This window comes from Kingella sp. (in: b-proteobacteria) (genome assembly GCF_030527935.1).
Classification (GTDB): Bacteria; Pseudomonadota; Gammaproteobacteria; order Burkholderiales; family Neisseriaceae; genus Kingella_B.
Genome location: NZ_JAUMZV010000009.1, coordinates 15,592 through 40,710 on the forward strand (window position 1 = coordinate 15,592; position 25,119 = coordinate 40,710).

Below are 25,119 nucleotides of genomic sequence, written 5' to 3' on the forward strand. Positions count from 1 at the left end.
ATGAGTTTCAGCGGAGCTAAAACGAGTAGAACACCCCCCAACCCATCCTTCCCCTTTTCAGGCTGCCTAACCCCCAAAAGGCAGCCTGAAAACCCACTTTCTCTAACCTAAAAGGTAATCAAAAATGGCTCAAAACGTAGTCGTTATCGGCGCACAATGGGGCGACGAAGGCAAAGGCAAAATCGTGGACTGGCTGGCGGAGCAAGCCACAGGCGTGGTTCGCTTTCAAGGCGGGCACAACGCGGGGCACACGCTGGTGGTAAACGGCAAGAAAACCGTGCTGCGCCTGATTCCCAGCGGCATTTTGCACGAAAAACTAGACTGCTTTATTGGCTCGGGCGTGGTGCTTTCGCCCGAAGCCCTGCTGGGCGAAATTGACGAACTGAACGCCGCAGGCGTGCCCAACGTGGCGCAACGGCTGAAAATCGCCGCCACCGCACCGCTGATTTTGCCCTACCACATCGCGCTGGACCAAGTCCGCGAGCAATCCAAAGGCGACAAAAAAATCGGCACCACAGGGCGCGGTATTGGTCCTGCTTACGAAGACAAAGTAGCGCGGCGGGCGGTGCGCGTGGGCGATTTGCTGAACATGGATGCGGTTGCCGAAAAAGTGCGCGCCAATTTGGCGTTGTATAACGCGCAACTGGTGCATTTGCATGGCGCGGCGGCGATTGCGTTTGACGATGTGATGAACCAAATCAACAGCTTCCGCGCCCGTGTTTTGCCGATGATTGCCGATGTGTCGCGCACGTTGTACGACAAAAACCAGCGCGGCGAACGCCTGCTGTTTGAAGGTGCGCAAGGCACGCTGTTGGACATTGACTACGGCACTTATCCGTTTGTAACGTCATCCAACTGCTTGGCGGGCGCGGCATCGGCGGGCGCGGGCGTACCACCGCAAATGCTGCAATATGTGCTGGGCATCGTGAAAGCCTACACCACGCGCGTGGGCGGCGGGCCGTTTCCCACCGAGCTGTTTGACGACATAGGCCCAGGCTTGGCAGAGCGCGGCAACGAGTTTGGCTCGGTAACAGGCAGACCGCGCCGCTGCGGCTGGTTTGATGCCGCCGCGCTCAAACGATCCATCCAAATCAACGGCATCACGGGGATGTGCATCACCAAATTAGACGTGATGGACGGCATGGACGAAGTGAAAATCTGCACGGGCTACACCTTGCCCGATGGCCGCACCACCGACATCCTGCCCTTTGGCGCAGACGCGGTTTCAGGCTGCATCCCCGTTTACGAAACGATGGCAGGCTGGCAGGAATCCACCTTTGGCGTGCAATCGTATGACGCGCTGCCCGACAACGCCAAAAAATACTTGCGGCGGATTGAAGAAGTGTGCGGCGCACCGATTGCGATTGTGTCCACAGGGCCCGATAGGGAAGAGACGATTTTGATTCAGCATCCGTTTGCGTGATGAGCGGGGCAATCGCGTAAGCATGAACACATGATTAAGGCAACCTGAAAAGGGGTTTTATCCATTTTCAGGCTGCCTTCGTGTACAGAATTTTGTTTACAGGATGAGGCAGCCTGAAAACCCCTAGCAACAATATAAAAGCCAGAGCACGGCTTGCCAGCAAGCCGTAGGGGCGCGGGGCAGCATTTTCAGGCTGCCTATTGTTTGCGCCCGCGTTCAAGCAGCCTGAAACCTTTACAAAACCCTAACAGCAGCCTGAAACACAAGAAATGCCGTCATTCCCGCGTAGGCGGGAATCTTGTTTGATATTCAAAAAATTTCGTAAAAACAATTCATTGAATAAAATTAACCAAGATTCCCGCCTACGCGGGAATGACGGAGAATTGACCATTTCTTGTTTCGTTTTAGGTTTTGCAAAGGCAGCCTGAAAAGGGATGATAAAACCCATTTTCAGGCTGCCTTATTGCGTGTTGAACTGCGTTAAACCGTGTTGAACAGCTTACGACTCAATCACAATCTTCGGAAACTTGCTGCTGAAATCGCGCCCTTTGTCCGCCACCGCCAGCACAATCTGGAACGCGGCTTGGGTGTAGATTTCGGCAACGGCGGGCTGGTTATCCAGCAATGCGCCCGCTGTGCCCGCGTCCATGGCTTCGCGCACGGGCAGCGACAGCGGCAGTTGCCCCAGCAGCGGCACGTTTAATTTTGCCGCCAGATTTTTGCCGCCATCCGCACCAAACAAGGCTTCGTGATGCCCGCATTGGCTGCAAACGTGCACCGACATATTTTCCAGTACGCCCAAAATAGAAATGTTCACCTTGTTAAACATATCCACTGCCTTGCGCGCGTCAATCAGCGCGATGTCTTGCGGCGTGGTAACCACCAACGCGCCTGTTACGGGGATTTTTTGCGACAGCGTAAGCTGAATATCGCCTGTACCGGGGGGCAAATCCACAAACAGATAATCCACATCGTCCCATTGGCTTTGCATCAAAAGCTGTTGCAGGGCTTGCGACACCATCGGGCCGCGCCATACAACGGCTTGGTCGGTGTCCACCAAAAAGCCGATGGACATCACTTGAATGCCGTCTGCGTTGGTTACGGGAATCAGCTGCTGCGCTTGTTTTTCAGGCTGCTGCGTTGCCACGCCGAGCATGGTGGGTTGGCTGGGGCCGTATAAATCGGCATCCAACACGCCCACGCGCGCGCCCATTTTTGCCAGCGCGGTAGCCAAGTTGGCGGTGGTGGTGGATTTGCCCACACCGCCCTTGCCCGATGCCACGGCGATGATGTTTTTCACGCCTTTAATCGTGGGGATGCCGTTTTGCACTTTGTGCGCGACCACGTTGTGCGTGATTTCCAGCTTGATGGGCTTGCCTGTGGCGGCGGCGATGGCTTCGTGCAACTGCTGCGCGATGTGGGCAACGGGATAGCCGAACTCCAACGCCACTTTCAGGCTGCCGTTTTCTTCGGCAACGCTTTTTACGGCTTTTTCGCTGCCGAGCGTGCGCTGGGTGGTGGGGATAAAGATTTGTTCTATTTGTGATTTCATGGGTAGAGTTCCTTGTGGTGTGTGAGCGTTTAGCGTTGTGCGATGCGGGTAAACAAGGTTTCAGGCTGCCTAACGCTAAACATGAATGAAAGATGCAATTTTACGGCAAAACCTGCCTACGCGGGCGATGTTTTCACAACGCGCTATCTGGTTTTCAGGCTGCCTTAGTGATGCAGGGCAACGGCATAAGGCAGCCTGAAAACTACAAAACCCGCGAAACAAGGCGTATCATCACGCCATTTTTGCTTGTCGCCACCACCCAACCGCCGCCATGTTTCTACCAAATCCTTGCCATGCTGATATGGAGCAGCGCGTTTATCGCTGCCAAATTTGCCGAAACCATGCTAGACCCGATTTTGCTGGTGCAATTTCGGCTGCTTATCGTTGCCATCATCTTGCTGCCCATCGGCATCCCGATGTTTCGCACGCTGCCTAAAAACGCGTGGAAACCGCTGATTTGGTTGAGTTTTTGGAATTACATCGCCGTGCTCATCTTGCAATTCAAAGGCGTGCAATACACATCCGCGTCCAGCGCATTAACCATGCTGGGGCTATAACCGCTGCTGGTGGTGTTTATCGGGCATTTCTTTTTTGACGACAAGGCGCGCAGGTATCACTGGATTTGCGGCGTGTTGGCGTTTATTGGCGTGTTCACGCTGATTTTGGGCGGGCAAAAAACGCGGGCAAGGGCGGCGAAGTCAGCCTATTGGGCTGCGCGATGGTGTTATCGGGCGGCATTGTGTTTTCCTCCATCCTGCGCCCCACGCAAAAATTTATGCGCCAAATCCCCGCCAGCACCTATACCACGCTGTCGTTTATCATCGCTGCGCCGCTGTGCCTGCCGTTTACCGCTGTGCTTACCGAAAGCTGGCATATCCGATGGAGCTGGCCGGGCATTTGGGGCATGGCGTATTTGGGCATCGGATGCAGTTGGCTGGCTTATTGGCTGTGGAACAAGGGCATGAATACTGTGCCCGCCAATCTAACAGGGCTGCTGATTACGCTAGAACCTGTGTTTGGCATTTTGATGGCGGTGGTGGTGCTGCGCGAGCCGATTAGCGCGTTGTCATGGCTGGGGATTGCCATTGTGATTAGTGCGACCGTGTTGGCAAGCATGATGCCCAGAATTTATAATCGCGCCCGCCGATAGTTTTCAGGCTGCCTATTGGGAATGATAGGGCAGCCTGAAATTAAGAACCTGTATTCACTATTTTCATGGTCATCTTTATATGCCTTAAAAACGCGGCTACCGCGTTAAAAATGCTCGCAAGGTATACAACCTTGCTGTGCTTTTTGCCTTGTATCCGCGCTTTTATTACATAAAATCTGTCTATGTAAATAATGAATACAGGTTCTAAGTTTAGCCAAGCTCAAACCTATTTTCAGGCTGCCTAGGTTGTAGAACAAGGCAGCCTGAAACCCAGTTCAACCCAGAGCCTAAACGCATTTTCAGGCTGCCTATTCACCCCACGAAAGGAAACCCCATGCAACTGCAACCCTTTTTCAACCAAGCACCCAGCATCCAGCTTTACGACCCGCTTGCCCAATTTCTCGGCGCAACGCCCGATGGCGTGCTGCAATACCACTATGCCGATGCCGTGAAACTGTGCGGGCATTCCTGCCCCACCGTAGCCAGCGCGTGGCTGATGACCATCAAAGCCCTTGCCGCGCTGTATTCGCCTGATGAACTGCCCGAGCGCGGCAACATTGAAATCAGCATGAACGGCGAACGCGACGCAGGCGTAACCGGCGTGATTGCTTCCGTTGCCCAGCTCATCACAGGCGCAGCCCCAGAAACAGGCTTTGGCGGCATCGGCATGGCAGGGCGTTTCTCCCGCCGCAACCTGCTCGCCTTTGGCGCGGGCGGCGATGCCGACATGACCTTGCGCCGCCGCGACACAGGCAAAGCCGTGCGCGTGTCGTTTAACGGCAGCGTAGTGCCCTTTGCGCCCGAAATGCGCGACATCATGCCGCAAGCGGTGGCAGGCATGGCAAGCCCCGAAGAATTGCAACGCTTTGGCGAATTGTGGCAAGCGCGGGTGCACGCCATCTTGGTGGAGCAGGTGGATAATCCCGAGATGATTGTGGTGGAAGCGGTGGATTGATGGCGCAAAGCCGCTTGGCAGTATAAAAGGCAGCCTGAAAACGGGTTTAATCGTTTTCAGGCTGCCTTTTGGTCTAACTGGCTTGGCTGCCTTTTAAGCACGGCAATCGGCAATCATCCCGCAAACACCGATTTAAACCACAACACAATGCTGTCCCACAGCCGCCCAAAAAAGCCCGCTTCGCCCACGTCTTTCAATGCCACCACAGGCTGCTCCGCCAGCACTTTATCGCCGTCCATCAATTTGAGCGTGCCGATTTTTTGCCCCGCTTTCACCGGAGCAACCACAGGCTGCATGGTGTCCAGCACGGTTTTCACGCGGTCGCGCTGCCCCTGCGGCAGGGTAACGTAGGCATCTTGTTGGAAGCCGACTTCGGCTTCGCTGCTCGCGCCTTTATACACGCGCACTTTGCTGACCACTTGCCCCGCTTGATACATTTTGGGCGTGTCAAAGCCTTGCAAGGCGTAGTTCAACAATTTGCTGCTTTCGGTGGCGCGGGCTTCTGCGCTGGCTGCGCCAATCACAATGCTCAACACGCGGCGGTTGTTGCGCTTGCTGGTGGCGATGAGATTGTAGCCCGCGCTGGATGTATGCCCTGTTTTCAAGCCGTCCACGCTGTCGTCGCGGAACAGCAGCAAATTGCGGTTTTCTTGGGTGATGTTGTTATAAGTATAAGATTTGTATGAATAAACTTCGTAATACTTGGCGGGTAAATCGCGGATGATGGCGGCAGACAAAATCGCCAAATCGTTCACGCTGGTTAAATGCTTGGGCGCGGGCAAGCCTGTGGCGTTTTCAAAATAGGTTTGCGTCATGCCCAGCCGCTTGGCTTCTTCGTTCATCATTTGGGCAAAGGCTTCTTCGCTGCCCGCGATGCCTTCGGCAAGGGTAATTGCCGCGTCGTTGCCCGATACCACAATCAAGCCGCGCATCAAATCCCACACGGGCACTTGGCTGTGCGCGGTGAGAAACATCCGCGAGCCTTCCACTTTCCATGCTTTTTCGGACACGGTGAGCTTTTGGTCGGGCTTCAATTTGCCTTCTTCCAACGCTTTGAACGCCAAATAAGCGGTCATCAATTTGGTGAGCGATGCGGGTTCAATTTGCTGGTCGGTGTTTTTGGCAACCAGCGATTGATTGCTTTGCAAATCGCGCACCAAATAGGCGGTGGCGGCGATTTCAGGCTGCTTTAAGGCTTCGGCGGCGTTGAGTCTGGGCGCGGCGGGGCTGGATGCGGTTGCGGCAGCAGAAGCAGCAGGCGCAGAAGCAGCGGCAGCAGGCGCGGCGGATTTGGCTTTTTTGGGCGCGGCAGCAGCGGGCGTGATAACGAGAGCGGAAAGGGTGAGCATAGAGAGAATTTTTTTGACCATGTTGTGTTACTCGTTTGATGGGTTTTTGACTATGGGCGGGCGGATGGTTAAGGCAGCCTGAAAATCAATCTGCGTGCTATGGTTTGCAAAATGGTTTGCAAAGCTGTTTACCAAACGCCGCTTGCCGTTTTCAGGCTGCCTAATCAGCGCGTTACGCGATGGCATCGGCAGCCGCAAAAGGCTGCGATTATACCCACAAAACCGCGTTTTACCTATTTTCAGGCTGCCTAAACCCATTTTGGCAACAATAATTAACTTGCGTTTACACAATCTGCGCGTTATGGTTACGTTTTCTTACTCAATCACAACACATCAACGCCAATATGAACACAGAACGCTTCCAGCCCTATCGCCACTATCTCACCCGCATTCTCACTTCCGCTGTTTACGATGTCGCCATTGAATCCCCGCTAGACCTTGCCAGCAATCTATCGCACCGCATGGGCAACAAAATTCTGCTCAAACGCGAAGATTTGCAGTCCGTGTTTTCGTTCAAACTGCGCGGCGCGTACAACAAAATGGCAAAGCTGCCTGAAAACGTGTTGCGCAACGGCGTGATTACTGCCAGCGCGGGCAACCACGCGCAAGGCGTTGCCCTAGCCGCGCAAAGATTGGGCTGCACGGCAACGATTGTGATGCCCGAAACCACGCCCAAGATTAAAGTGGACGCAGTCAAAGCACGCGGCGGCAACGTGGTGCTGGCAGGCGTGTCGTACAACGATGCCTACGACCACGCCATGCAACTGGTTGCCCAAAGCGGCTTGACCTACATCCCGCCGTTTGATGACCCCGAAGTCATCGCAGGGCAGGGCACGATTGGCATGGAAATCGTGCGCCAACACGCCAAGCCCATCCATGCCGTGTTTTTGCCGATTGGCGGCGGCAGCTTGGCGGCGGGCGTTGCTGCGTTTATCAAACAAGTGCGCCCTGAAATCAAAGTCATCGGCGTGCAAACCAGCGATAGCTGCGCGATGAAAGCATCGGTAGCAGCGGGCGAGCGCGTGGAATTGAAAGACGTGGGCTTGTTTGCCGATGGCACGGCGGTGAAATTGGTGGGCGAAGAAACCTTTAAAATGTGCCGCGATTTGCTGGACGACATCATCACGGTGGACACCGATGCCATCTGCGGCGCGTTAAAAGATATTTTTGACGACACGCGCAGCATTTGCGAACCATCGGGCGCGTTGGCTTTGGCGGGGCTGAAAGCCTACATCGCGCAGCATCATCTTGCCGATGAAACGCTGATTGCCGTGTGCAGCGGCGCGAACATGAATTTCCACCGCTTGCGCCATGTGTCCGAACGCAGCGAATTGTGCGAAGGCAACGAAGCGATTTTTGCCGTGTCCATCCCCGAACGGGCGGGCAGCTTCCGCGAGTTTGTGAACGTGGTCGGCGCGCGCAACATCACCGAGTTCAACTATCGCTACGGCGACGATGAAGTGGCGCATATTTTTGTGGGCATCCAAACCGCGGGCGCGAAAGACATCGCGCAAATCCGCGCCCAATTTGATGCCGCGCATCTGCCGTATATGGATTTGAGCAACGATGAAATGGCGAAAGTCCACCTGCGCTACATGGTGGGCGGGCGCACGTACAAGGTGCAAAACGAGCGATTGTTTAGCTTTGAGTTTCCCGAGCGGCCGGGTGCGCTGACCAAATTTTTGAACACGCTGCAAAGCGATTGGAACATCAGCCTGTTTCACTACCGCAACCACGGCGCAGATTATGGGCGCATTTTGGTGGGCATTGATGTGCCACCCACCGACAGCGCGGCGTTTGACGCATTTTTGGCGCAGTTGGGCTATGCCTACGAAGAGCAAACGGATAACGCGGCGTATCGGCTGTTTTTATCGGCGTGATGGGGTTGGGTTTTGTGTTTTCAGGCTGCCTAATCTGTGTTGTATTAGGCAGCCTGAAAACGATAATGGCACGTTGTCGGCTTGGCGACAGGGTGGCAACCGAGCACGGTTTATTTAATCCGCTATTTAGCGACGAGCCGTCGCCGCTCCATCGGGTTGCGGCTTTGCAAACGTTTTCAGGCTGCCTATGTAGCACAGATTAGGCAGCCTGAAACGTCATGTAACCCCATCCCCAAGCCATAAACCCCACCATCCATACAAAGCCATTTTCTGCCAACATCATCCGTTAAACACAAAATAATTGCCCACCATCGCGCCAATCCAAACACTTAAAGCATAAAATTCCACAGCATCGCGCTTATTAAGAACCTGTATTCACTATTTTCATAGACATCTTTAATGCCCTAAAAACGAGGCTACTGCGTTAAAAATGCTCGCAAGGTGTTCAACCTTGTGCTTTTTGCCTTGTATCCGCGCTTTTATGCCATCAAATCTGCCTATGAAAATAGTGAATACAGGTTCTAAATTTTCAGGCTGCCTGATTGTTTGCCCGCACAACGGTTTCAAAGGCAGCCTGAAATCTTTTATACTTACATTTCTTAAAACCAAGCAAACCACAAAAACCACGCAGAAAGCCCCGCCCATGTTCCAACACCTAACGCCCTACGCAGGCGACCCCATTTTAAGCCTTGTAGAAACCTTTAAACGCGACCCGCGTCCGCACAAAATCAACCTATCCATCGGCATCTATTTTGACAACGATGGCAACATGACGCAGCCTGAAAGCGTGAAAACCGCCGAACAGCGCGTAGGCATCGGCGCAAAAGCCTATTTGCCGATGGAAGGACACGCAGGGCTACGCGCCGAGTTGCCCAAATTATTGTTTGGCGCGAACCATCGTGTGATTGCCGAAAACCGCGTAACCACCGTGCAAACGCTGGGCGGCTCGGGCGCGTTGCGGCTGGGCGCGGATTTGCTACACAACTGGTTTGGCGACAGCAAAGTGCTGATGAGCGACCCCACTTGGGACAACCATCGCGGCATTTTCACCGCCGCAGGCATCGCCATAGAACACTATCCGTATTACGACCCCGCCACCATCGGCGTGAAATTTGCCGAAATGTGCGCCTGCCTAAATAGGCAGCCTGAAAACACCATCGTGCTGCTGCATCCCTGCTGCCACAACCCCACGGGCGTGGATTTGTCGCCCGCGCAATGGGATGAAGTGTTGCACATCATCGCTGCGCGCCAGCTTATCCCGTTTATGGACATCGCCTACCAAGGCTTTGGCGACGATTTTGACCGCGATGCCTACGCCATCCGCCGTGCTGCTGATTTGGGGCTGCCTGTGTTTGTGAGCAGCTCGTTTTCCAAAAATATGTCGCTGTATGGGCAACGCGCGGGCGGCTTGATGGTGGTGTCGCCCAACGCCGAAGAAGCCGCGCTGGTGCTGGGGCAGCTGCAACTGGGCGTGCGCCGCATTTATTCCAGCCCGCCCGCGCAAGGCGGCTTAACCGCGTATCACGTTTTAAGCGACGCGCAACTTGCCGCGCAATGGCAAAACGAAGTCTATGAAATGCGCGACCGCATCCGCGCCATGCGCCAGCGCATTTATGACGTGCTGCAAAGCAGGCTGCCCGAGCGCGATTTTGGCTATTTTGTGAAACAGCGCGGGATGTTTAGCTACACAGGTTTGAGCATGGCGCAAGTGCACCGCCTGCGCGATGAATTTGCCATTTATCTGCTGGATAGCGGGCGGATGTGCATCGCAGGCCTGAATGACCGCAATGTGAACACCGTGGCGGATGCGTTTGCGGCGGTGTTTAAAGGGTAGTCCGCAGCGCAACGCGCAAGGTAGAAAACCCCATCCCACCCTAAACCCAATAAAGGAACAATCATGCCCCACAAAAAACACCTAATCGCCATAACCGCGCTATTCTTCGCCAGCGCAACCTTTGCCGAAACCGCCAACTACAACGTGTTTGTGAAACTGGATAACGCCGCTGAAAGCCGTGTCAACGACATCTCGCAAGCCCTTGCCCAGCAAGGCGTGAAGTCGCTGTTTGCGCAGGGCTATCAAGTCCACCTAACGCTGTATCTCACCGAATACGACAGCAAAAGGCTGCCTGAAATCCAAAAAATCGTCAGCCAATTTGCCCGCCAGCAAAGCAAATTTTACATTTCGTTCAACGGGATACACAGCACCGCAGGCAAATGGCTGATGCTGGACAACCAGCCATCGCCCGAGTTGCAACAGCTTGCCGATGAAATCACCGTGCAGCTGGTGAAACTGCGCGACAAAAATGCGCAACTGCCCGATTGGGTGAAAGCCTATCCCGAAAAGGTAAAAATCTTTGAGCGATACGGCTCGCCCAATGTGTTTACCCAATTTAATCCGCACGTTACCCTGCTCACGCCCAACGAGTTCAGCGATGGGGTCGCCAAATTTGAAGCCAGCTACACCTTCCAGCCGTTTACCGCGCAAGCCGTGGGCATTGGCATCGCCCAAGTGGATGCGTTGGGGCAAGCTAAAAACGTTTTATATTTCAAACCTTTCAAGTAAAAAATCATGCTATCCAAACAATCTTTGCTCAATATTTCCCTTTCCGAAGCCTTTATCGTTGCCGCGTGCGCCATCGCCATCATGGGCTACACCATTATCTCGTTTGAATGGGTGCCGCATTTGTCCATTTTGCTGGCTCTGGTTGCGCTGATGCTGTATGGCTTGCTGCGCGGCGCAACATGGCGCGACATGATTAAGCGCATGGCAGCGGCGGTGGAACAAGGTATGGGCGCGATTTATCTGTTTTTTTTCATCGGGCTGCTGGTTGCCGCGATGATGATGAGCGGCGCGATTCCCACGCTGATGTATTACGGCTTTGGGCTGATTTCGCCCGAATATTTTTATCTTTCCGCGTTTTTGCTGTGCGGCATCATCGGCATTTCCATCGGCAGCAGCTTGACCACTTGCGCCACCATTGGCGTGGCGTTTATGGGCATGAGCGAAGCGTTTCACGCTGTGCCTGCGATTACCGCAGGCGCGGTGGTTTCGGGCGCATTTTTTGGCGACAAAATGTCGCCGCTGTCGGACACCACGGGCATCGCCGCGTCCACCGTGGGCGTGGATTTGTTTGAACACATCAAAAACATGAGCTACACCACCATCCCCGCCTTGCTGCTCACCGCCGCTGCGCTGGTGTGGGCGGTGCCCGATGTGGTTTCAGGCAGCCTGAATTCGGTGCAAAAGCTCAGCGGTCAATTGCAAGCGAGCGGCTTGGTGCATGGCTACGCGCTGTTGCCGTTTGCCGTATTGGTGGTGCTGGCGTTGTTTAAAGTGGACGCGATTTTAACCATGCTCGCCACCATCGCCGTTTCCATCGCCATCACGTTTGTTCACACGCCGCTATCGGCGGGGCAACTGGGCGGCTGGCTGTTTGCAGGCTTTAAGCCCGAACATGTGGGCGAAGGCATCGCCAAGCTGGTGTCGCGCGGCGGCTTGGAAAGTATGTTTTTCACGCAAACGGTGGTGATGCTGGCGTTGAGCTTGGGCGGCTTGCTGTTTGCGCTGGGCATTGTGCCTGCGCTGTTGGATGCGATGCGCCGCTTTCTCACCAACGCGGGACGGGCAACGTTTTGCGTGGCGATGACCAGCGTGGGCGTGAATATTTTGATTGGCGAGCAGTATTTGTCTATTTTGCTGGCGGGCGAAACGTTTAAACCTGTGTACGCCAAGCTGGGCTTGCATCCGCGCAACCTATCGCGCACGCTGGAAGACGCGGGCACGGTGATTAACCCGCTGGTGCCGTGGAGCGTGTGCGGCGTGTTTATCGCCAAAGTGCTGGGTGTGAGCGTGTTGAGCTATCTGCCCTATGCGTTTTTCTGCTACCTATGCTTGATTTTAACCGTGCTGTTTGGCTTTACGGGCGTTACGTTGAGCAAGATGGAAACGGAGCAGAAATAGGTTTCAGGCTGCCTAATCGGTTAATCCTAAGGCAGCCTGAAAACCTTTGCAAAATCTAAAACACAACAAGAAATAGTAACGTCCGTCATTCCCGCGCAGGCGGGAATCTTGGTTAAATTCACGCAATAGATTGTTTTTGCACACATTTATGAATGAATGTTTGACAAGATTCCCGCCTGCGCGGGAATGACGGCTTTTCTTAATTTTTCAGGCCTAATAGGAGTTATGACAAGGCAGCCTGAAAACCAGTCCAACGAACCAACCGCAACCCCATCCCACAAGGAACCCCCATGTCCAACCAACGCCTGATTTACGGCTTTCACGCCATCAACGCCCGCCTGTGGCAAAACCCCAAATCCATCGTAGAGCTTTATGTTTTAGAAAACAAAAACGACACGCGCACGCGCGAAGTGCTGGAAAAAGCATCCGCCGAGCGCGTGCGCGTGCATTTTGCCGACATGAACCGCCTGAACATCATCGCCAAAGGCGCGCGCCATCAAGGCGTGGTCGGCTTTATTGACGCATCCAAAAATCATGTCCACTTGGAAGACGTGCTGGAAAACCTACGCGAACCCGCATTCCTGCTGGTGTTAGACGGCATCACCGACCCGCACAACCTAGGCGCGTGCCTGCGCACCGCCGATGCCATGGGCGTGCACGCCGTGATTGCGCCCAAAGACAAAAGCGCGGGGCTGAACGCCACCGTGAGCAAAGTCGCTTGCGGCGCGGCGGAAACCGTGCCCTATATCACCGTAACCAACCTAGCGCGCACCCTGCGCGAGCTAAAAGAATACGGCATTTGGGTGGTGGGCACGGATATGGGTGGCGAAGCGGATTTGTTCCACTACGCCATCCCCGAAAACGTGGCGTGGGTGATGGGCAACGAAGGCGGCGGCATGCGGCGGCTCACGCGCGAGCATTGCGACGCGCTGGTGTCCATCCCAATGTTCGGCACGGTGGAAAGCATGAATATTTCCGTGTCCGCCGGCATGGTGATGGCGGAAACGCGGCGGCAGCGCGTGTTGCGCGGCGAAACGGCGTAGTCGCGCAAACATTGCAAATATAAAAAGGCAGCCTGAAAACGAGCATTATCGTTTTCAGGCTGCCTTTTATGGCTGCGGTTATTGCGTTTGCGTCAAATCCACATCTTTCGTTTCGTGCGTTGTCCACAGCGCAATCAGCGTCATCACGCAGTTCACCGCCAAATACGCGCCCACGCCAAAGATACCGAAGCGCAGGTTCAGCTCAATCGCCACCATCGTAGCAATGGATGCGCCCACAATCGCCGCCAAGTTATACGCCAGCGACGCGCCTGAATAGCGCACTTCGGTGGGGAACAACTCAGGCAGCAGCGCCGCCATCGGACCAAACGTCATGCCCATCAACACCATGCCAATCAGCAAGAATGCCAGCACCGACATCGGCGTGCCGTTGGTCAAAAACAGAGGCATGCACAAGCCAAACACCAAAATCGCAGCGGTAACCAGCAGCAAATAACGGCGACGCCCAATCTTATCGGCATGGATGCCCGATAGGCTGATGGAAATGCCAAATATCACCGCCGCAATCAGCAAAAAGCCCGTGAACGTGTTGGCAGGAATGCCCAAACCTGTTGGATGCCCCCATTCGGAAACGCCCACTTTGGTTTTGGAATACACCTGCACAAACGCCGTCATCACATAAAACAACACATAAGTCGCCGTCATAATGAACGTGCCTTGCAAAATCGGTTTCCAGTGTTTGGTAATCACTTCTTTCACCGGCGCGTTTTGCGTTTTGCCTTTGGCTTCCGCTTCGCGGTAAACATGGCTTTCATGCAGGGTCATCCGCATCCACAAGCCCACAATCACCAGCATAAACGACAACACAAACGGAATGCGCCAGCCCCATTGCACCAATTCGTCATGCCCCACCAGCACGCTGATGGTGAAGAACGTGCCGTTTGCCATAAACAGGCCAATCGGCGCGCCCAGCTGCGGGAACGTGCCGAACCACGCGCGTTTGCCTTCGGGCGCGTTTTCGGTGGCAACCAACGCCGCGCCGCCCCATTCGCCGCCCAAGCCCAAACCTTGCCCGATGCGGCAGACACACAATAAAAGCGGCGCCCAAAAGCCGATTTGGTCATAAGTGGGCAGCAAACCGATGCACACGGTAGACAAACCCATGGTGAGCAGCGAAGCGACCAGCGTTTTTTTACGTCCGATTTTGTCGCCGAAGTGCCCAAACAACGCCGAACCAATCGGGCGGGCGAAAAACGCCAATGCCAAAGTGGAAAGCGACAGCAGAATGGCGACGTTGTGGTCGGACTTGTCAAAAAATTGGGTGTTGAACACCAGCACGGCGGCCGCCGCGTAGATGTAGTAATCGTAAAATTCAATTGCCGTGCCAATCATGGAAGCGATGGCAACTTTATAGGGGTTATTGCGCAACTGCGCCTGCGTATGTGTAGCAGTCATTTTTTTATCCTTAGATAATAATTTTCAGGCAGCAGCGATTCCTTTTGAGAAGCGTATCTTCGGTTAAGGCTGGCTGGGAGTGCACCACGCCTTGCTGTTACCAACCGAAGGCGCGAATATAGCGGAGTTTACAAAAATCGTCTAGTTGTAAATATTTGCTAAATCTCGCCATTTTTGTTCAAGATTTTGGCGGAATGTAAAATTAGAAATTGTCCACGCTTTGCATCTCACATAAAATGCGCGTTCTTTTATCCATACAAGGAAATCCCGTGAACATCGCTTCCAAAATCTTGTTATCCGCGCTGATGGGCGCAGCCAGTTTCGCCGCCCAAGCCGAAACCCGCGCCGTGATTGAAACCAATCTGGGCAACATTGAATTGAGCCTAGACGAGCAAAAAGCCCCGAAAACCGTGGCTAATTTTGTGAACTACGCCAACAAAGGCTTCTACAACGGCACGATTTTCCACCGCGTGATAGACGGCTTTATGATTCAGGGCGGCGGCTTCACGCCCGATTTGTTGAAAAAATCCACCGATGCGCCCATCGCCAACGAAGCAGCAAACGGCTTAAAAAACACCGTTGGCACGATTGCCATGGCACGCACCAGCGACCCGCATTCCGCCACCAGCCAGTTTTTTATCAACGTTGCCAACAACGCGCCATTGGACTACACCGCACCCACCACAGCAGGCTACGGCTATGCCGTGTTTGGCAAGGTGAGCAAGGGCATGGATGTGGTCAACAAAATCGCCAAAACGCGCACCAGCTTTAAAATGGGGCAGGGCGATGTGCCTGTGCAAACGATTGAAATCAAAAAGGTTCGTATTGTTAAATAACCCCAACCCAAGGCAGCCTGAAACTTGGTAAAGCACATTTTCAGGCTGCCTATCTTCCACCCTAATATAAAGGACAAACACCATGATTAAACTGCACACCAACCTTGGCGTGATTAGCATTGAGCTGAACCACGAAAAAGCCCCCATCACCGCCGCCAACTTTGAGCAATATGTGAAAGACGGCTTTTACAACGGCGTGATTTTCCACCGCGTGATTAACGGCTTTATGATTCAAGGCGGCGGCATGACGGCAGACATGAACGAAAAAGCCACCCGCGCCGCCATTGAAAACGAAGCGCACAACGGCTTGCCTAACGACAAATACACCATCGCTATGGCGCGCACTTCCGAGCCGCATTCCGCCAGCGCGCAATTTTTCATCAACACCAAAGACAACCATTTCTTGAACCACCGCGCCAAAGAGCTGCACGGGCGCAACGTGGTGCAAGAATGGGGCTACGCCGTGTTTGGCAAGGTGGTGGATGGGCAAGATGTGGTGGATGCGATTGAAAAAGTGGCGACCACGCGCAAGGGCTATCACGACGATGTGCCTGTGGAAGCGGTGGTGATTGAGAAAGCGGAGATGGTTTAAACGCGGCTGATTGCGGCGGGTAAAGGCAGCCTGAAACCTTTGCAATGCAATAAAAATAGTCCATTTCCCGTTGTTCTTGCGTAGGCGGAGATGACGACATTTCTTGCTTTTCAGGCTGCCTTTAACCCATATATAGGATGGGTAACTGATTGCTTATTAGAATATTAGCCAATGGTTTTGGGCAATCCAGCAATCAGAAATTAACGATAAAAGAAGAATGCTCTATCGCAGAACCACCAAGATAATACATTTAACGATAGGCAGCCTGAAAACCTAAATCCCATTTTCAGGCTGCCTTTTGCACGCCATGCCCACCATGACCCCACGCAAAATCATCCACATAGACATGGACGCATTCTACGCATCGGTAGAACTGCGCGAACAACCCCAGCTGCGCGGCAAGCCCGTGGTGGTGGCTTGGGATGGCGCGCGCTCGGTGATTTGCGCCGCGTCCTACGAAGCCCGCAAATACGGCTTGCGCTCGGCAATGGCGGTGGCGACAGCGAAACGGCTTTGCCCGCACGCCATTTTTATCCCGCCGCAGTTCGCGCTTTATCGCCAAGTCTCCCAGCAAATTCATCAGATTTTCAGGCTGCATACCGACATCATCGAGCCGCTCGCGCTGGACGAAGCCTATTTGGACGTAACCCAAAACAAGCAAAACATCGCCTACGCCCGCGACATCGCGCTTGCCATCCGCGCCGAAATCCGCCGCCAAACGGGGCTAACCGCTTCCGCAGGCATTGCGCCCAACAAGTTTCTCGCCAAAATCGCGTCCGATTGGCGCAAGCCCGATGGGCAATTTGTGATTGCGCCGCAAAAAGTGGACGCATTTTTGCAAACCCTGCCGCTGGGCAAAATATCGGGCGTGGGCAAAAAAACGCTTGCCAAGCTCAACGCACAAGGCTGGCAAACGGTGGGCGATTTGCAGCGCCTGCCGCTGGGGATGCTGCTGAACTTGTTTGGCAGATGGGGCTATCGCCTGCACGAGCTGGCGCGTGGTGTGGATAATCGCCCCGTTGAACCCGAGCGCGAGCGCGTGCAAATTTCCACCGAAATCACGCTGCCCGATGATTTGCCGCTGCATCAAATCGTCCGCCACATCCCCGATTTAGCCCAAGATTTGGCTCAACAAATGCAACGCCGCCACACCATCGGGCAAACGCTCACGCTCAAACTCAAAACCAGCGATTTTCGCACGCTCACCCGTTCGCAAACCTATTCGTCCGCGCTGCCCAGCGCAGCTACGTTAATTCAGGCTGCCCAACAGCTTGCCCAGCGTATGCCCCGCGAACACGAATATCGCCTGATTGGCATCGGCATCAGCCATCTGCAAGACGAAAATCAGCAGCCTGAATTGCCCGAATTGGCGTTTCAGGCTGAAACCTTTGCAACCCCCCAACAACAGCCTGAAACCTAAAATGGAGTGGCGACGGCTCGTCGCCAAATGGCTTATTAAACATTGCATTATTGATTTTCCAAAATGTCGGCGAGCCGCCGACGCTCCATCGGTTACAGGTTTTGCAAAGGTTTCAGGCTGCCTTTACGGCAACGGCGGGCGAATGATTAGGCAGCCTGAAAACACAAAATTGGTTTTCAGGCTGCCTTTTCCTTTGCCATTAGCGCGGCTGCATCATCGCTTCAATCTCTGCCAACGCAATCTCGGGCGTTGCGCCGTGTTGTGCGGCGACCAGCGAGCCGAGTGCGCAGGCGAAAGCTAGAATGTCTTGCGGCGGTTTGCCGTGCAAAAATTGGTGGATAAAGCCCGCCAAAAAGCTGTCGCCCGCGCCCACGGTGTCGGCAACGGTTACGCGGTAGCCGTGGTGGGCAAACAGCTCGCCATCGTGGTAATACAACGCGCCGTGTTTGCCCAGCGTTACGCAGATTTGGCGCGTGTGCGTGCGCTCGGCGATGAAGCGGATGTTTTGTTCTATGCTGCGGTAGGGCGAGCCGAGCGCGGCGGCGATTTCGTATAGCTCGTCGTCGTTGAATTTGATGAAATCGGCTTGCTGCATCATGTCGCGCAGGGTGGCAAGTTGGTAGTGCGGCGGGCGCAGGTTTACGTCAAAAATTTTGAACGCGGCGTGCGGCAGCAGTTGGGCAAGGGCTTGGCGTGAAGCGGCATCGCGCAGGGCTAGGCTGCCGAAGATGAATGCGTCTGACTGCGCCACGCGCGCTTGCGCGGATTCGCTGGCTTGGATTTTGTCCCACGCGCAGGGATAAACGATGTCGTAATGGGCGCAGCCTTCGCCATCCAGTTGCACCAACACTTGGCTGGTGGCGAGTTGGGGGTCGGTTTGGAGCAAATCGGTGGCGATGCGTTTGCGCTGGATGGCTTGGCGCAGGGCGGTGCCGTCATCATCGCTGCCGCAGCGGCTGATGACGCTGCAATCTGCGCCCAGCGTGGCAAGGTGGGCGAGTAGGTTGATGGGCGCGCCGCCCAGCACTTTGCCTGTGGGTAGGTTGTCCCATAGGGCTTCGCCGAATGCGGTGATTTTGAACATGGTGTTTCCTTGGGTGTAACCCACTTTTTGTTTGGCTAAATGTGTTTATAGCTTGTGGATAAGTGGGGCAGAGGGTTGAAAAATGGGGGGATTTTTAAATTGCTTATTTTTTGGGCAATAGCTGTTGTGGCAGCCTGAAAAAGGTAGGGCAGGGTGGCTTTGGGTTTAGCGATGCTAAATAGCGTTTCAGGCTGCCTATGCTTTTCAGGCTGCCTATGTTGATTGCCATCAGGCAGCCTGAAAACCGATTTCAGCATCGCCCAAACGCAAAACTGCGCTTCTCGTTCAAGAAACGCAGTTTGTACATTACGCCGATGGTTGCGCTTGCTCGTCCACTTTGTAGCCTTTCAGGGCGAAGTGTCCGATGTAGTAATAGCAAATGGCGGGGATAACATACGAAATCATCAAGCCCGCATGGTCAATCACCCAGCCTTGCAACACGGGTACAATCGCGCCGCCCACGATGGCGGTGGAAATAATGCCCGAAGCCGCGCCTGTAAATTTGCCCAAGCCTTTGGTGCTCAACGAGAAAATGGTGGGGAACATGATGGAGTTGAAAAAGCCAATCAGCAGCAGCGACCATTGCGTGATGACCCCGCCGCCTGCGGCAATCGCAATGCACAGCAAGCCAAATGCCATAGAAGCGTTGAACGCAAGGTATTTATTGGGGGCGATTTTGTTCATCAAGCCCGCGCCAACAAAGCGTCCCACCATCGCGCCGCCCCAATAAATAGACAAATAGCCTGCGGCGGTTTCGTGTTTCAGCCCTGCGGTGTGTTCCAGCGCATTCACCATCAGTGAGCCAATCGCCACTTCCGCGCCCACATAGCAGAAAATCGCCAGCGTGCCCAACACCATGTGTTTGTATTGCCACACGCTGCTTTTGCCATCGTGGCTGGCTTCGCTTTGCTCGGCGGCGATTTGGCGGGCATCGGGCAATTTAATCAAGCCAATCAACACCGAAAGCAAAATCATAAAGCCTGCCAGCCCCAAATAAGGCATTTGCACCGATGCAATGCGCTGCGCTTGGCTGGCGGTGGCATCCACAAAAATCAATGCTGCGCCAATGGGCGGCGCGATGGTGGTGGCCAGCGAGTTAAACGCTTGAATCAGCGTGAGCATCACCGATTCTTTGCCCTTGGGCGCAAGCAGCGTTACATACGGATTGCCCGCCACTTGCAGCAGCACAATGCCCGAAGCCAAAATAAACAACGCGCCCAAGAAAACGGGATAAGACGCGCTTGCCGCAGCGGGATAGAACAAAATGCAGCCCAGCGCGGCAATCAAAAAACCGCCGATGATGCCCGCTTTATAGCCCATCGTTTCCACCAGTTTACTCATGGGGATGGACATCACGGCATAGGCGGTGAAAAAGCAAAACTGCACCAGCATGGCTTGGGTGTAGTTTAGGTTGAAGATGGCTTTCAGATGCGGGATTAAGATGTCGTTTAAGCAAGTGATGAAGCCCAGCATAAAAAACAGCGCGCCCACAACCGATAGTGCAAGATTGTTGCCACCGCTGGATGGGCTGGCGGATTGGGGAGAAGCGTTCATGGGAAGTCCTTTTCAAAAGGGATTGAGGGGTGTGGATTGTGTCCACTCTTATAATAATTTGAGGCAGCCTGAAAACGGGTAATACGGTTTCATGCTGCCTAACGGTTACACGTTAAACAAAAAATGAATCACATCGCCATCTTGCACGATGTATTCCTTGCCTTCGGCGCGCATTTTGCCCGCTTCTTTGGCTTTGGCTTCGCCGCCCAGCGCGATAAAGTCGTTGTAGGCAATCACTTGGGCGCGGATAAAGCCGCGTTCAAAATCGGTGTGAATCACGCCAGCGGCTTGCGGCGCGGTGCCGCCCTTGTGAATCGTCCACGCGCGTACTTCTTTTACGCCTGCGGTGAAATAGGTTTGCAAGCCGAGCAAATCGTAGCCCGCGCGGATTAAGCGGTTTAAGCCCGCTTCTTCCATGCCCATTTCGGCGAGAAATTCGGCTTTTTCATCGTCTGCCAACTCGGCGATTTCGCTTTCCAACGCGGCGCACACGGCAACCACAGGCGCGTTTTCTTTGGCGGCGAGTTCGCGCAATCTGTCCAAATGCGGGTTGTTTTCAAAGCCATCTTCCGCCACGTTGCCCACATACATCGCAGGCTTGGCGGTCAATAAAAACAAGGGTTTGAGCAGGGCAAGGCTTTCCGCGTCCAAACCCAGCGAGCGCACGGGTTTGCCTTCGTTCAGATGCGGCAGCAGTTTTTCGCACAGCGCAACCAATTTTTGCGCGTCTTTGTCGCCCGATTTGGCTTTTTTGCCTTCGCGCAGCATCGCTTTTTCCACGCTGGCCAAATCCGCCAAGGCAAGCTCTGTGCCAATGGTTTCAATGTCGGCAATCGGGTCTACCTTGCCCGCCACGTGCACAATGTTGTCGTCATCAAAACAGCGCACCACGTTCACAATGGCATCGGTTTCGCGGATATTGGCAAGAAACTGGTTGCCCAAGCCTTCGCCTTTGCTCGCGCCTGCCACCAAGCCCGCGATATCCACAAACTCCACAATCGCAGGCTGCATACGCTGCGGATTAACGATTTTTGCCAGCTCCGCCATGCGCGGGTCGGGCACTTCCACAATGCCCACATTGGGCTCAATGGTGCAGAATGGATAGTTTGCCGCTTCAATGCCCGATTGCGTGAGCGCGTTAAATAGCGTGGATTTGCCGACATTGGGCAAGCCAACGATGCCGCATTTTAAGCTCATGAGTTTGTCCTTAAATAAATGATTTTTGGGAGAAATGAAAACGCGCGATTTTAGCATAAAAGGCAGCCTGAAACCTTGGCAAAAGCCCTGATGCAGCCTGAAATTCAAAATGGAGCGGCAAGGGTTTGTTACCAAATGGCGCAGCATTCGCACAATTCAATTACGCCACCAAGCAAAACGGCGTGGGCTATGTGGTTGCCATGCGGCAAATGAACTTGGGCGCAGGGGAGAAGAAAATTGTGTTCACGCTGATGTTGTGCCGCACAGAGAATGGGCAATGGCAGATTTTCCGTGAACACGCGGTGATAGGGGATGCGGGTCATCATGTTTACATGAAGGCAGCCTGAAAACGGTGAAATACGTTTTCAGGCTGCCTTATTGTTTGCATGGTGGTGTCCTAAAAAGTATGCTGGCTTGATTATGGTTGATGACAAGCCGTATTGGTCAAAAATTCTGCAATCTGTTCCTTCCCCCGCTGGCGGGGGAAGGCTAGGATGGGGTGGTAGGTAGATTAAACAGCCACCCCCACCCTAACCCTCCCCCGCCAGCGGGAGAGGGAACGGTGGTGCAGCATACTTTTTAGGACACCACCGTTTGCATTTACATTACAAGCCCAAAGGAGCTACGCCGTTGCTGCCATGTTCCCGCAGCCACGCTGCAACGGTGAGATAAATATCGGCAGCCAATGGTGAGCTTGCTGCGGCGGCATCTAAGCGTTCCGCAAGCCGCAGCACCAAATGTGGCGCAACGTCAATAAAATCAAACAAATCATAATCGGGCACGCAATCGTGCACTAAACCATCAAAATAATCCAACTAATCGCATTCAGAAAAATACAGCGAGTCAACATTCCAAAAATTTGTGCCGTAACCTTTGGCGATTTCAATATAGGCGGTTGATTCCAACTCGCGCACTTGCGATAAATTGAAAATAACAGGGGCTTCAATTTCCATGTTGCGCTTTCAGTTTGAATTAAAAAATTGGGATTGGCGTGCGTTTGTGAACACGTTTACGCTGCGTTAAACAGCGTTTTCAGGCTGCCTTTTGCATAGCGATTACTCCACCTGAATCCCACACCCAGCCTTCGGCTTATTACCCAAAATGTTAATCACCTTGCGCGCAGGTTTTTCAGGCTGCTCATCGTCTTCATCGCGAGGCGCGGTAAACGACACGGTTTCGCTGTCAAACGCCAAATCGCCGCCGTGTTTCAGCTTTTGCCCGCGCGCCAAGCCTGCGAAGTCAAACAATTCTGTGTCTGCCAAATGCGATGGCACCACGTTTTGCAGTGCGGAAAACATACTTTCAATGCGGCCGGGGAAGCGTTTGTCCCAGTCTTTCAACATATCGCCGATGACTTGCCGTTGCAAATTGGGCTGCGAGCCGCATAGGTTGCAGGGGATGATGGGGAACTGTTTTAGCTCGGCATATTTAATCAAATCTTTTTCTTTCACATACGCCAGCGGGCGGATAACGATGTGTTCGCCGTTGTCGGAAACCAGCTTCGGCGGCATGGCTTTGAGTTTGCCACCGTAAAACATATTTAAAAACAGCGTGGCGATGATGTCGTCGCGGTGATGCCCGAGCGCGATTTTGGTGCAGTCCAGCTCTTTGGCGGTGCGATACAAAATGCCGCGCCGCAAGCGGCTGCACAGCGAGCAGGTGGTTTTGCCTTCGTCCAACACGCGCTTCACGGTGGAATAGGTGTCTTCTTCCACAATTTTAAACGGCACGCCAATGCTGCTCAGGTATTCGGGCAAAACGTGTTCGGGGAACCCCGGTTGCTTTTGGTCTAGGTTTACGGCAACCAGCTCAAACTCAATCGGCGCGGATGCTTGCAGTTGGCGCAGGATGTCCAACAGCGCGTAGCTATCCTTGCCGCCCGATAGGCAAACCATGATTTTGTCGCCGTTTTCAATCATGTTGAAATCGTTAATCGCATCGCCCACAGCGTGGCGCAGGCGTTTTTGCAGTTTGTTGTTTTCTAATTCGTGTTTGGGTTTTTTAGACATGGTTGGTTGTTCCGCAAGAAAATGAAAAGGCGCAATTATAGCGTTTTCAGACTGCCTTACCCATATTTCCCAGCGGTTTAGGCAGCCTGAAAACCGCTTGCGGTGTTAAAATTGCCCATGTTTGTAAACACAAAGGACACGCCATGAAATACCGCATCGCCCCCAGCATTCTTTCCGCCGATTTTGCCCGCTTGGGCGAAGAAGTGCGCAACGTCATCGCCGCAGGTGCCGACATGATTCATTTTGATGTGATGGACAACCACTATGTGCCCAATCTCACATTCGGTCCGATGATTTGCGCCGCGCTGCGCCCGCACACCAGCGCGCCGATTGATGTGCATTTGATGATTGAGCCTGTGGACGACATGATTAGCGCGTTTATTAAAGCAGGCGCAGACATCATCACCTTTCACCCCGAAGCCAGCCGCCATATTGACCGCAGCCTGTCGCTGATTAAAGACGCGGGCAAACAAGCGGGCTTGGTGTTGAACCCTGCCACATCGGTCTCGGTGCTGGAAAACGTGTTGGACAAGCTGGACATGGTGCTGCTGATGTCGGTGAACCCTGGTTTTGGCGGGCAAAAATTTATCCCGCACACGCTGGAAAAACTGCGACAAACCCGCGCCCTACTGGATGCCTATGAGCAACGCAGCGGGCGACACATTCGCCTAGAAGTGGACGGCGGCATTAAAGTGGACAACATCGCCGCCGCCGCCGCCGCAGGCGCGGACACATTTGTGGCGGGTTCGGCGATTTTTGATGCGGATGATTATGCAGGAGTGATTATGGCGATGCGCGCGGAGTTGGCGAAGGCGTAGCGCGTTGCTGTGTTAAGCGATGCCAAGCGATAAAGGCAGCCTGAAATAGGTTTGCGCCCTGTGTTAATAGGGGTAAGCGGTTTATAGTGAAATCAATCAAGAAATATCTAATTCAATGTGTGTAGGGTGTGTGAGCTTGTTCACGCACCGTTTAGCGATATTGGTGGTGTCCTAAAAAGTATGCTGACATAAAACGTCAAGCCAATAACGATATTTCTATCGTACAAAATTTCCTGTTAAAACAGCGGAATTTGGCTAATTTAAATTACTAAAAAACAAGCAGCATACTTTTTAGGACACCACCGCGATATTTTTAAATGGTCGTGGTAAAGCCACACACCCTACGCCCCTTTACTATATAGCTGCGTTGAACTGCGTTTCAGGCTGCCTTTCTTGCTGAACCATAAGAACCATAAGGCAGCCTGAAACCATCCCACAAAACAAAAACACCGTTATTCCCATCAACCAGAATAACGGTGTTCTCACGTTTAATTTTCAGGCTGCCGATTAGCCCACCCAGCTTGCCACTTTGGCGATGCCCGCTTCGCTAAATAAATATTTCGCCAAGAAAAACCAGCCTGCCGAGCCCACCAGCGCGATGCCCATGTTTATCCCCATGTTTTCGGAAAGGCGGTTAACCGCTTCCAGTACAGCTACCGTAAACAAATACAAAATGCCCCAAGTGGTTAAAAGCTGCGCGTCAAAATCAGGCATCCCGCTCCATTCCATTGTTGCTTTGATGACCATCGCCAACACGGTAAAGCCCAACGCTTCGCCCAATGAGTTGACATCGCGGCTAGCCGACCAAATGCACCAAAAGCCTAAAATAAATGCAATCAGCAAAAATGAACCGTACATAATTGTTTCCTTTTTTATATTTATT

The 25,119-nt window shown here is 53.5% G+C and carries 26 protein-coding genes and 1 pseudogene; 15 read left to right on the top strand and 12 right to left on the bottom strand.

The features are described 5' to 3' along the window. The first annotated feature begins 124 nt into the window (after window positions 1-124). The gene (locus tag Q4A85_RS04230) at window positions 125-1,423 is read left to right on the top strand and encodes an adenylosuccinate synthase (protein ID WP_303107915.1); all 1,299 of its coding nucleotides are present in this window, start codon (window positions 125-127) and stop codon (window positions 1,421-1,423) included. A gap of 499 nt (window positions 1,424-1,922) precedes the next feature. Here the strand turns inward: Q4A85_RS04230 and apbC are convergent, their stop codons facing one another. Beyond that, window positions 1,923-2,975, bottom strand: a complete 1,053-nt coding sequence (apbC, locus tag Q4A85_RS04235; protein WP_303107916.1) for an iron-sulfur cluster carrier protein ApbC — start codon at window positions 2,973-2,975, stop codon at window positions 1,923-1,925. Between the two features lie 293 nt (window positions 2,976-3,268). Here apbC and Q4A85_RS04240 point away from each other — a divergent pair. Beyond that, a pseudogene (locus tag Q4A85_RS04240) lies at window positions 3,269-4,125 on the top strand (DMT family transporter). 334 nt (window positions 4,126-4,459) lie between these two features. Then, window positions 4,460-5,080, top strand: a complete 621-nt coding sequence (locus Q4A85_RS04245) for an FmdE family protein (RefSeq protein ID WP_303107917.1) — start codon at window positions 4,460-4,462, stop codon at window positions 5,078-5,080. A 113-nt stretch (window positions 5,081-5,193) separates the two neighbouring features. Here Q4A85_RS04245 and Q4A85_RS04250 read toward each other — a convergent pair whose 3' ends face one another. Both Q4A85_RS04250 and Q4A85_RS04255 read right to left on the bottom strand, forming a co-directional pair. Further along, complete coding sequence (locus Q4A85_RS04250; RefSeq protein WP_303107919.1) at window positions 5,194-6,450, bottom strand: D-alanyl-D-alanine carboxypeptidase family protein; 1,257 nt, start codon at window positions 6,448-6,450, stop codon at window positions 5,194-5,196. A 6-nt stretch (window positions 6,451-6,456) separates the two neighbouring features. Then, window positions 6,457-6,720 (bottom strand): hypothetical protein, encoded by a 264-nt coding sequence (locus Q4A85_RS04255; protein WP_303107921.1) that lies wholly within the window; start codon window positions 6,718-6,720, stop codon window positions 6,457-6,459. Between the two features lie 41 nt (window positions 6,721-6,761). Between Q4A85_RS04255 and ilvA the strand changes: the two genes are divergently transcribed. From ilvA to rlmB, 6 genes are all read left to right on the top strand, one after another. After that, window positions 6,762-8,309 (top strand): threonine ammonia-lyase, biosynthetic, encoded by a 1,548-nt coding sequence (gene ilvA / locus Q4A85_RS04260; protein ID WP_303108006.1) that lies wholly within the window; start codon window positions 6,762-6,764, stop codon window positions 8,307-8,309. Then, window positions 8,309-8,512, top strand: a complete 204-nt coding sequence (locus Q4A85_RS04265; protein ID WP_303107923.1) for a hypothetical protein — start codon at window positions 8,309-8,311, stop codon at window positions 8,510-8,512. The genes ilvA and Q4A85_RS04265 overlap by 1 nt, the downstream gene beginning before the upstream one ends. 440 nt (window positions 8,513-8,952) lie before the next feature. Beyond that, entirely contained in the window at window positions 8,953-10,143 is a 1,191-nt protein-coding gene (locus Q4A85_RS04270) for an amino acid aminotransferase (RefSeq protein WP_303108007.1), read from the top strand. Between the two features lie 63 nt (window positions 10,144-10,206). Next, entirely contained in the window at window positions 10,207-10,872 is a 666-nt protein-coding gene (locus Q4A85_RS04275; protein WP_303107925.1) for a 2'-5' RNA ligase family protein, read from the top strand. A gap of 6 nt (window positions 10,873-10,878) precedes the next feature. Continuing rightward, the gene (gene nhaC / locus Q4A85_RS04280) at window positions 10,879-12,270 is read left to right on the top strand and encodes a Na+/H+ antiporter NhaC (protein ID WP_303107927.1); all 1,392 of its coding nucleotides are present in this window, start codon (window positions 10,879-10,881) and stop codon (window positions 12,268-12,270) included. 290 nt (window positions 12,271-12,560) lie between these two features. Then, on the top strand, window positions 12,561-13,313 hold the full coding sequence (gene rlmB, locus Q4A85_RS04285; RefSeq protein ID WP_303107929.1) for a 23S rRNA (guanosine(2251)-2'-O)-methyltransferase RlmB: 753 nt from the start codon (window positions 12,561-12,563) through the stop codon (window positions 13,311-13,313). Between the two features lie 78 nt (window positions 13,314-13,391). Here rlmB and Q4A85_RS04290 read toward each other — a convergent pair whose 3' ends face one another. Beyond that, window positions 13,392-14,726: an MFS transporter gene (locus Q4A85_RS04290; RefSeq protein WP_303107931.1), complete on the bottom strand. Its 1,335-nt coding sequence runs from the start codon at window positions 14,724-14,726 to the stop codon at window positions 13,392-13,394. Between the two features lie 269 nt (window positions 14,727-14,995). On the opposite strand from Q4A85_RS04290, the gene Q4A85_RS04295 reads away from it, so the two are divergent. From Q4A85_RS04295 to Q4A85_RS04310, 4 genes are all read left to right on the top strand, one after another. Then, entirely contained in the window at window positions 14,996-15,562 is a 567-nt protein-coding gene (locus Q4A85_RS04295) for a peptidylprolyl isomerase (protein WP_303107932.1), read from the top strand. A gap of 82 nt (window positions 15,563-15,644) precedes the next feature. Beyond that, window positions 15,645-16,154, top strand: coding sequence for a peptidylprolyl isomerase (locus tag Q4A85_RS04300; protein WP_303107933.1), 510 nt, complete (start codon window positions 15,645-15,647; stop codon window positions 16,152-16,154). A gap of 316 nt (window positions 16,155-16,470) precedes the next feature. Further along, window positions 16,471-17,574 (top strand): DNA polymerase IV, encoded by a 1,104-nt coding sequence (dinB, locus tag Q4A85_RS04305; protein WP_303107935.1) that lies wholly within the window; start codon window positions 16,471-16,473, stop codon window positions 17,572-17,574. 1 nt (window position 17,575) lies between these two features. Continuing rightward, window positions 17,576-17,875 carry a hypothetical protein gene (locus tag Q4A85_RS04310; RefSeq protein WP_303107936.1) on the top strand — a complete coding sequence of 100 codons (300 nt, stop codon included), beginning with the start codon at window positions 17,576-17,578 and terminating at the stop codon, window positions 17,873-17,875. Here the strand turns inward: Q4A85_RS04310 and Q4A85_RS04315 are convergent. The 4 genes from Q4A85_RS04315 to ychF form a co-directional block, all read right to left on the bottom strand. After that, window positions 17,774-18,658, bottom strand: coding sequence for a carbohydrate kinase family protein (locus Q4A85_RS04315; protein WP_303107937.1), 885 nt, complete (start codon window positions 18,656-18,658; stop codon window positions 17,774-17,776). The genes Q4A85_RS04310 and Q4A85_RS04315 overlap by 102 nt on opposite strands. Before the next feature lie 35 nt (window positions 18,659-18,693). Next, the gene (locus Q4A85_RS04320; RefSeq protein ID WP_303107938.1) at window positions 18,694-18,915 is read right to left on the bottom strand and encodes a hypothetical protein; all 222 of its coding nucleotides are present in this window, start codon (window positions 18,913-18,915) and stop codon (window positions 18,694-18,696) included. A gap of 49 nt (window positions 18,916-18,964) precedes the next feature. Further along, on the bottom strand, window positions 18,965-20,212 hold the full coding sequence (locus Q4A85_RS04325) for a sugar MFS transporter (RefSeq protein WP_303107940.1): 1,248 nt from the start codon (window positions 20,210-20,212) through the stop codon (window positions 18,965-18,967). 105 nt (window positions 20,213-20,317) lie between these two features. Then, window positions 20,318-21,409, bottom strand: coding sequence for a redox-regulated ATPase YchF (gene ychF, locus Q4A85_RS04330; RefSeq protein WP_303107941.1), 1,092 nt, complete (start codon window positions 21,407-21,409; stop codon window positions 20,318-20,320). A gap of 125 nt (window positions 21,410-21,534) precedes the next feature. Between ychF and Q4A85_RS04335 the strand changes: the two genes are divergently transcribed. Beyond that, a complete protein-coding gene (locus Q4A85_RS04335) occupies window positions 21,535-21,756 on the top strand; it encodes a hypothetical protein (RefSeq protein ID WP_303107943.1) in 222 nt (73 codons plus the stop codon). A gap of 258 nt (window positions 21,757-22,014) precedes the next feature. Here the strand turns inward: Q4A85_RS04335 and Q4A85_RS04340 are convergent, their stop codons facing one another. From Q4A85_RS04340 to ttcA, 3 genes are all read right to left on the bottom strand, one after another. Then, window positions 22,015-22,224 (bottom strand): hypothetical protein, encoded by a 210-nt coding sequence (locus Q4A85_RS04340; protein WP_303107945.1) that lies wholly within the window; start codon window positions 22,222-22,224, stop codon window positions 22,015-22,017. Further along, window positions 22,225-22,362 carry a hypothetical protein gene (locus tag Q4A85_RS04345; protein WP_303107946.1) on the bottom strand — a complete coding sequence of 46 codons (138 nt, stop codon included), beginning with the start codon at window positions 22,360-22,362 and terminating at the stop codon, window positions 22,225-22,227. 102 nt (window positions 22,363-22,464) lie between these two features. Then, the gene (gene ttcA / locus Q4A85_RS04350) at window positions 22,465-23,418 is read right to left on the bottom strand and encodes a tRNA 2-thiocytidine(32) synthetase TtcA (protein ID WP_303107948.1); all 954 of its coding nucleotides are present in this window, start codon (window positions 23,416-23,418) and stop codon (window positions 22,465-22,467) included. A gap of 143 nt (window positions 23,419-23,561) precedes the next feature. Between ttcA and rpe the strand changes: the two genes are divergently transcribed. Next, window positions 23,562-24,236: a ribulose-phosphate 3-epimerase gene (gene rpe / locus Q4A85_RS04355; protein WP_303107949.1), complete on the top strand. Its 675-nt coding sequence runs from the start codon at window positions 23,562-23,564 to the stop codon at window positions 24,234-24,236. A 507-nt stretch (window positions 24,237-24,743) separates the two neighbouring features. Here the strand turns inward: rpe and Q4A85_RS04360 are convergent. Next, window positions 24,744-25,094, bottom strand: coding sequence for a phosphate transporter (locus Q4A85_RS04360; protein WP_303107950.1), 351 nt, complete (start codon window positions 25,092-25,094; stop codon window positions 24,744-24,746). Window positions 25,095-25,119: the final 25 nt, after the last annotated feature.

What these genes read in the sequence shown, in the direction of transcription:
- Q4A85_RS04270 (WP_303108007.1), top strand. Translation starts at nt 8,953, where the DNA reads ATGTTCCAACACCTAACGCCCTACGCAGGCGACCCCATTTTAAGCCTT.
- Q4A85_RS04230 (WP_303107915.1), top strand. Translation starts at nt 125, where the DNA reads ATGGCTCAAAACGTAGTCGTTATCGGCGCACAATGGGGCGACGAAGGC.
- Q4A85_RS04275 (WP_303107925.1), top strand. Translation starts at nt 10,207, where the DNA reads ATGCCCCACAAAAAACACCTAATCGCCATAACCGCGCTATTCTTCGCC.
- dinB (WP_303107935.1), top strand. Translation starts at nt 16,471, where the DNA reads ATGACCCCACGCAAAATCATCCACATAGACATGGACGCATTCTACGCA.
- Q4A85_RS04245 (WP_303107917.1), top strand. Translation starts at nt 4,460, where the DNA reads ATGCAACTGCAACCCTTTTTCAACCAAGCACCCAGCATCCAGCTTTAC.
- nhaC (WP_303107927.1), top strand. Translation starts at nt 10,879, where the DNA reads ATGCTATCCAAACAATCTTTGCTCAATATTTCCCTTTCCGAAGCCTTT.
- Q4A85_RS04300 (WP_303107933.1), top strand. Translation starts at nt 15,645, where the DNA reads ATGATTAAACTGCACACCAACCTTGGCGTGATTAGCATTGAGCTGAAC.
- Q4A85_RS04320 (WP_303107938.1), bottom strand. Translation starts at nt 18,915, where the DNA reads ATGCTGAAATCGGTTTTCAGGCTGCCTGATGGCAATCAACATAGGCAG.
- rpe (WP_303107949.1), top strand. Translation starts at nt 23,562, where the DNA reads ATGAAATACCGCATCGCCCCCAGCATTCTTTCCGCCGATTTTGCCCGC.
- ttcA (WP_303107948.1), bottom strand. Translation starts at nt 23,418, where the DNA reads ATGTCTAAAAAACCCAAACACGAATTAGAAAACAACAAACTGCAAAAA.
- apbC (WP_303107916.1), bottom strand. Translation starts at nt 2,975, where the DNA reads ATGAAATCACAAATAGAACAAATCTTTATCCCCACCACCCAGCGCACG.
- Q4A85_RS04310 (WP_303107936.1), top strand. Translation starts at nt 17,576, where the DNA reads ATGGAGTGGCGACGGCTCGTCGCCAAATGGCTTATTAAACATTGCATT.
- Q4A85_RS04265 (WP_303107923.1), top strand. Translation starts at nt 8,309, where the DNA reads ATGGGGTTGGGTTTTGTGTTTTCAGGCTGCCTAATCTGTGTTGTATTA.
- Q4A85_RS04290 (WP_303107931.1), bottom strand. Translation starts at nt 14,726, where the DNA reads ATGACTGCTACACATACGCAGGCGCAGTTGCGCAATAACCCCTATAAA.
- Q4A85_RS04250 (WP_303107919.1), bottom strand. Translation starts at nt 6,450, where the DNA reads ATGGTCAAAAAAATTCTCTCTATGCTCACCCTTTCCGCTCTCGTTATC.
- Q4A85_RS04325 (WP_303107940.1), bottom strand. Translation starts at nt 20,212, where the DNA reads ATGAACGCTTCTCCCCAATCCGCCAGCCCATCCAGCGGTGGCAACAAT.
- Q4A85_RS04315 (WP_303107937.1), bottom strand. Translation starts at nt 18,658, where the DNA reads ATGTTCAAAATCACCGCATTCGGCGAAGCCCTATGGGACAACCTACCC.
- Q4A85_RS04360 (WP_303107950.1), bottom strand. Translation starts at nt 25,094, where the DNA reads ATGTACGGTTCATTTTTGCTGATTGCATTTATTTTAGGCTTTTGGTGC.
- ychF (WP_303107941.1), bottom strand. Translation starts at nt 21,409, where the DNA reads ATGAGCTTAAAATGCGGCATCGTTGGCTTGCCCAATGTCGGCAAATCC.
- Q4A85_RS04345 (WP_303107946.1), bottom strand. Translation starts at nt 22,362, where the DNA reads ATGGAAATTGAAGCCCCTGTTATTTTCAATTTATCGCAAGTGCGCGAG.
- rlmB (WP_303107929.1), top strand. Translation starts at nt 12,561, where the DNA reads ATGTCCAACCAACGCCTGATTTACGGCTTTCACGCCATCAACGCCCGC.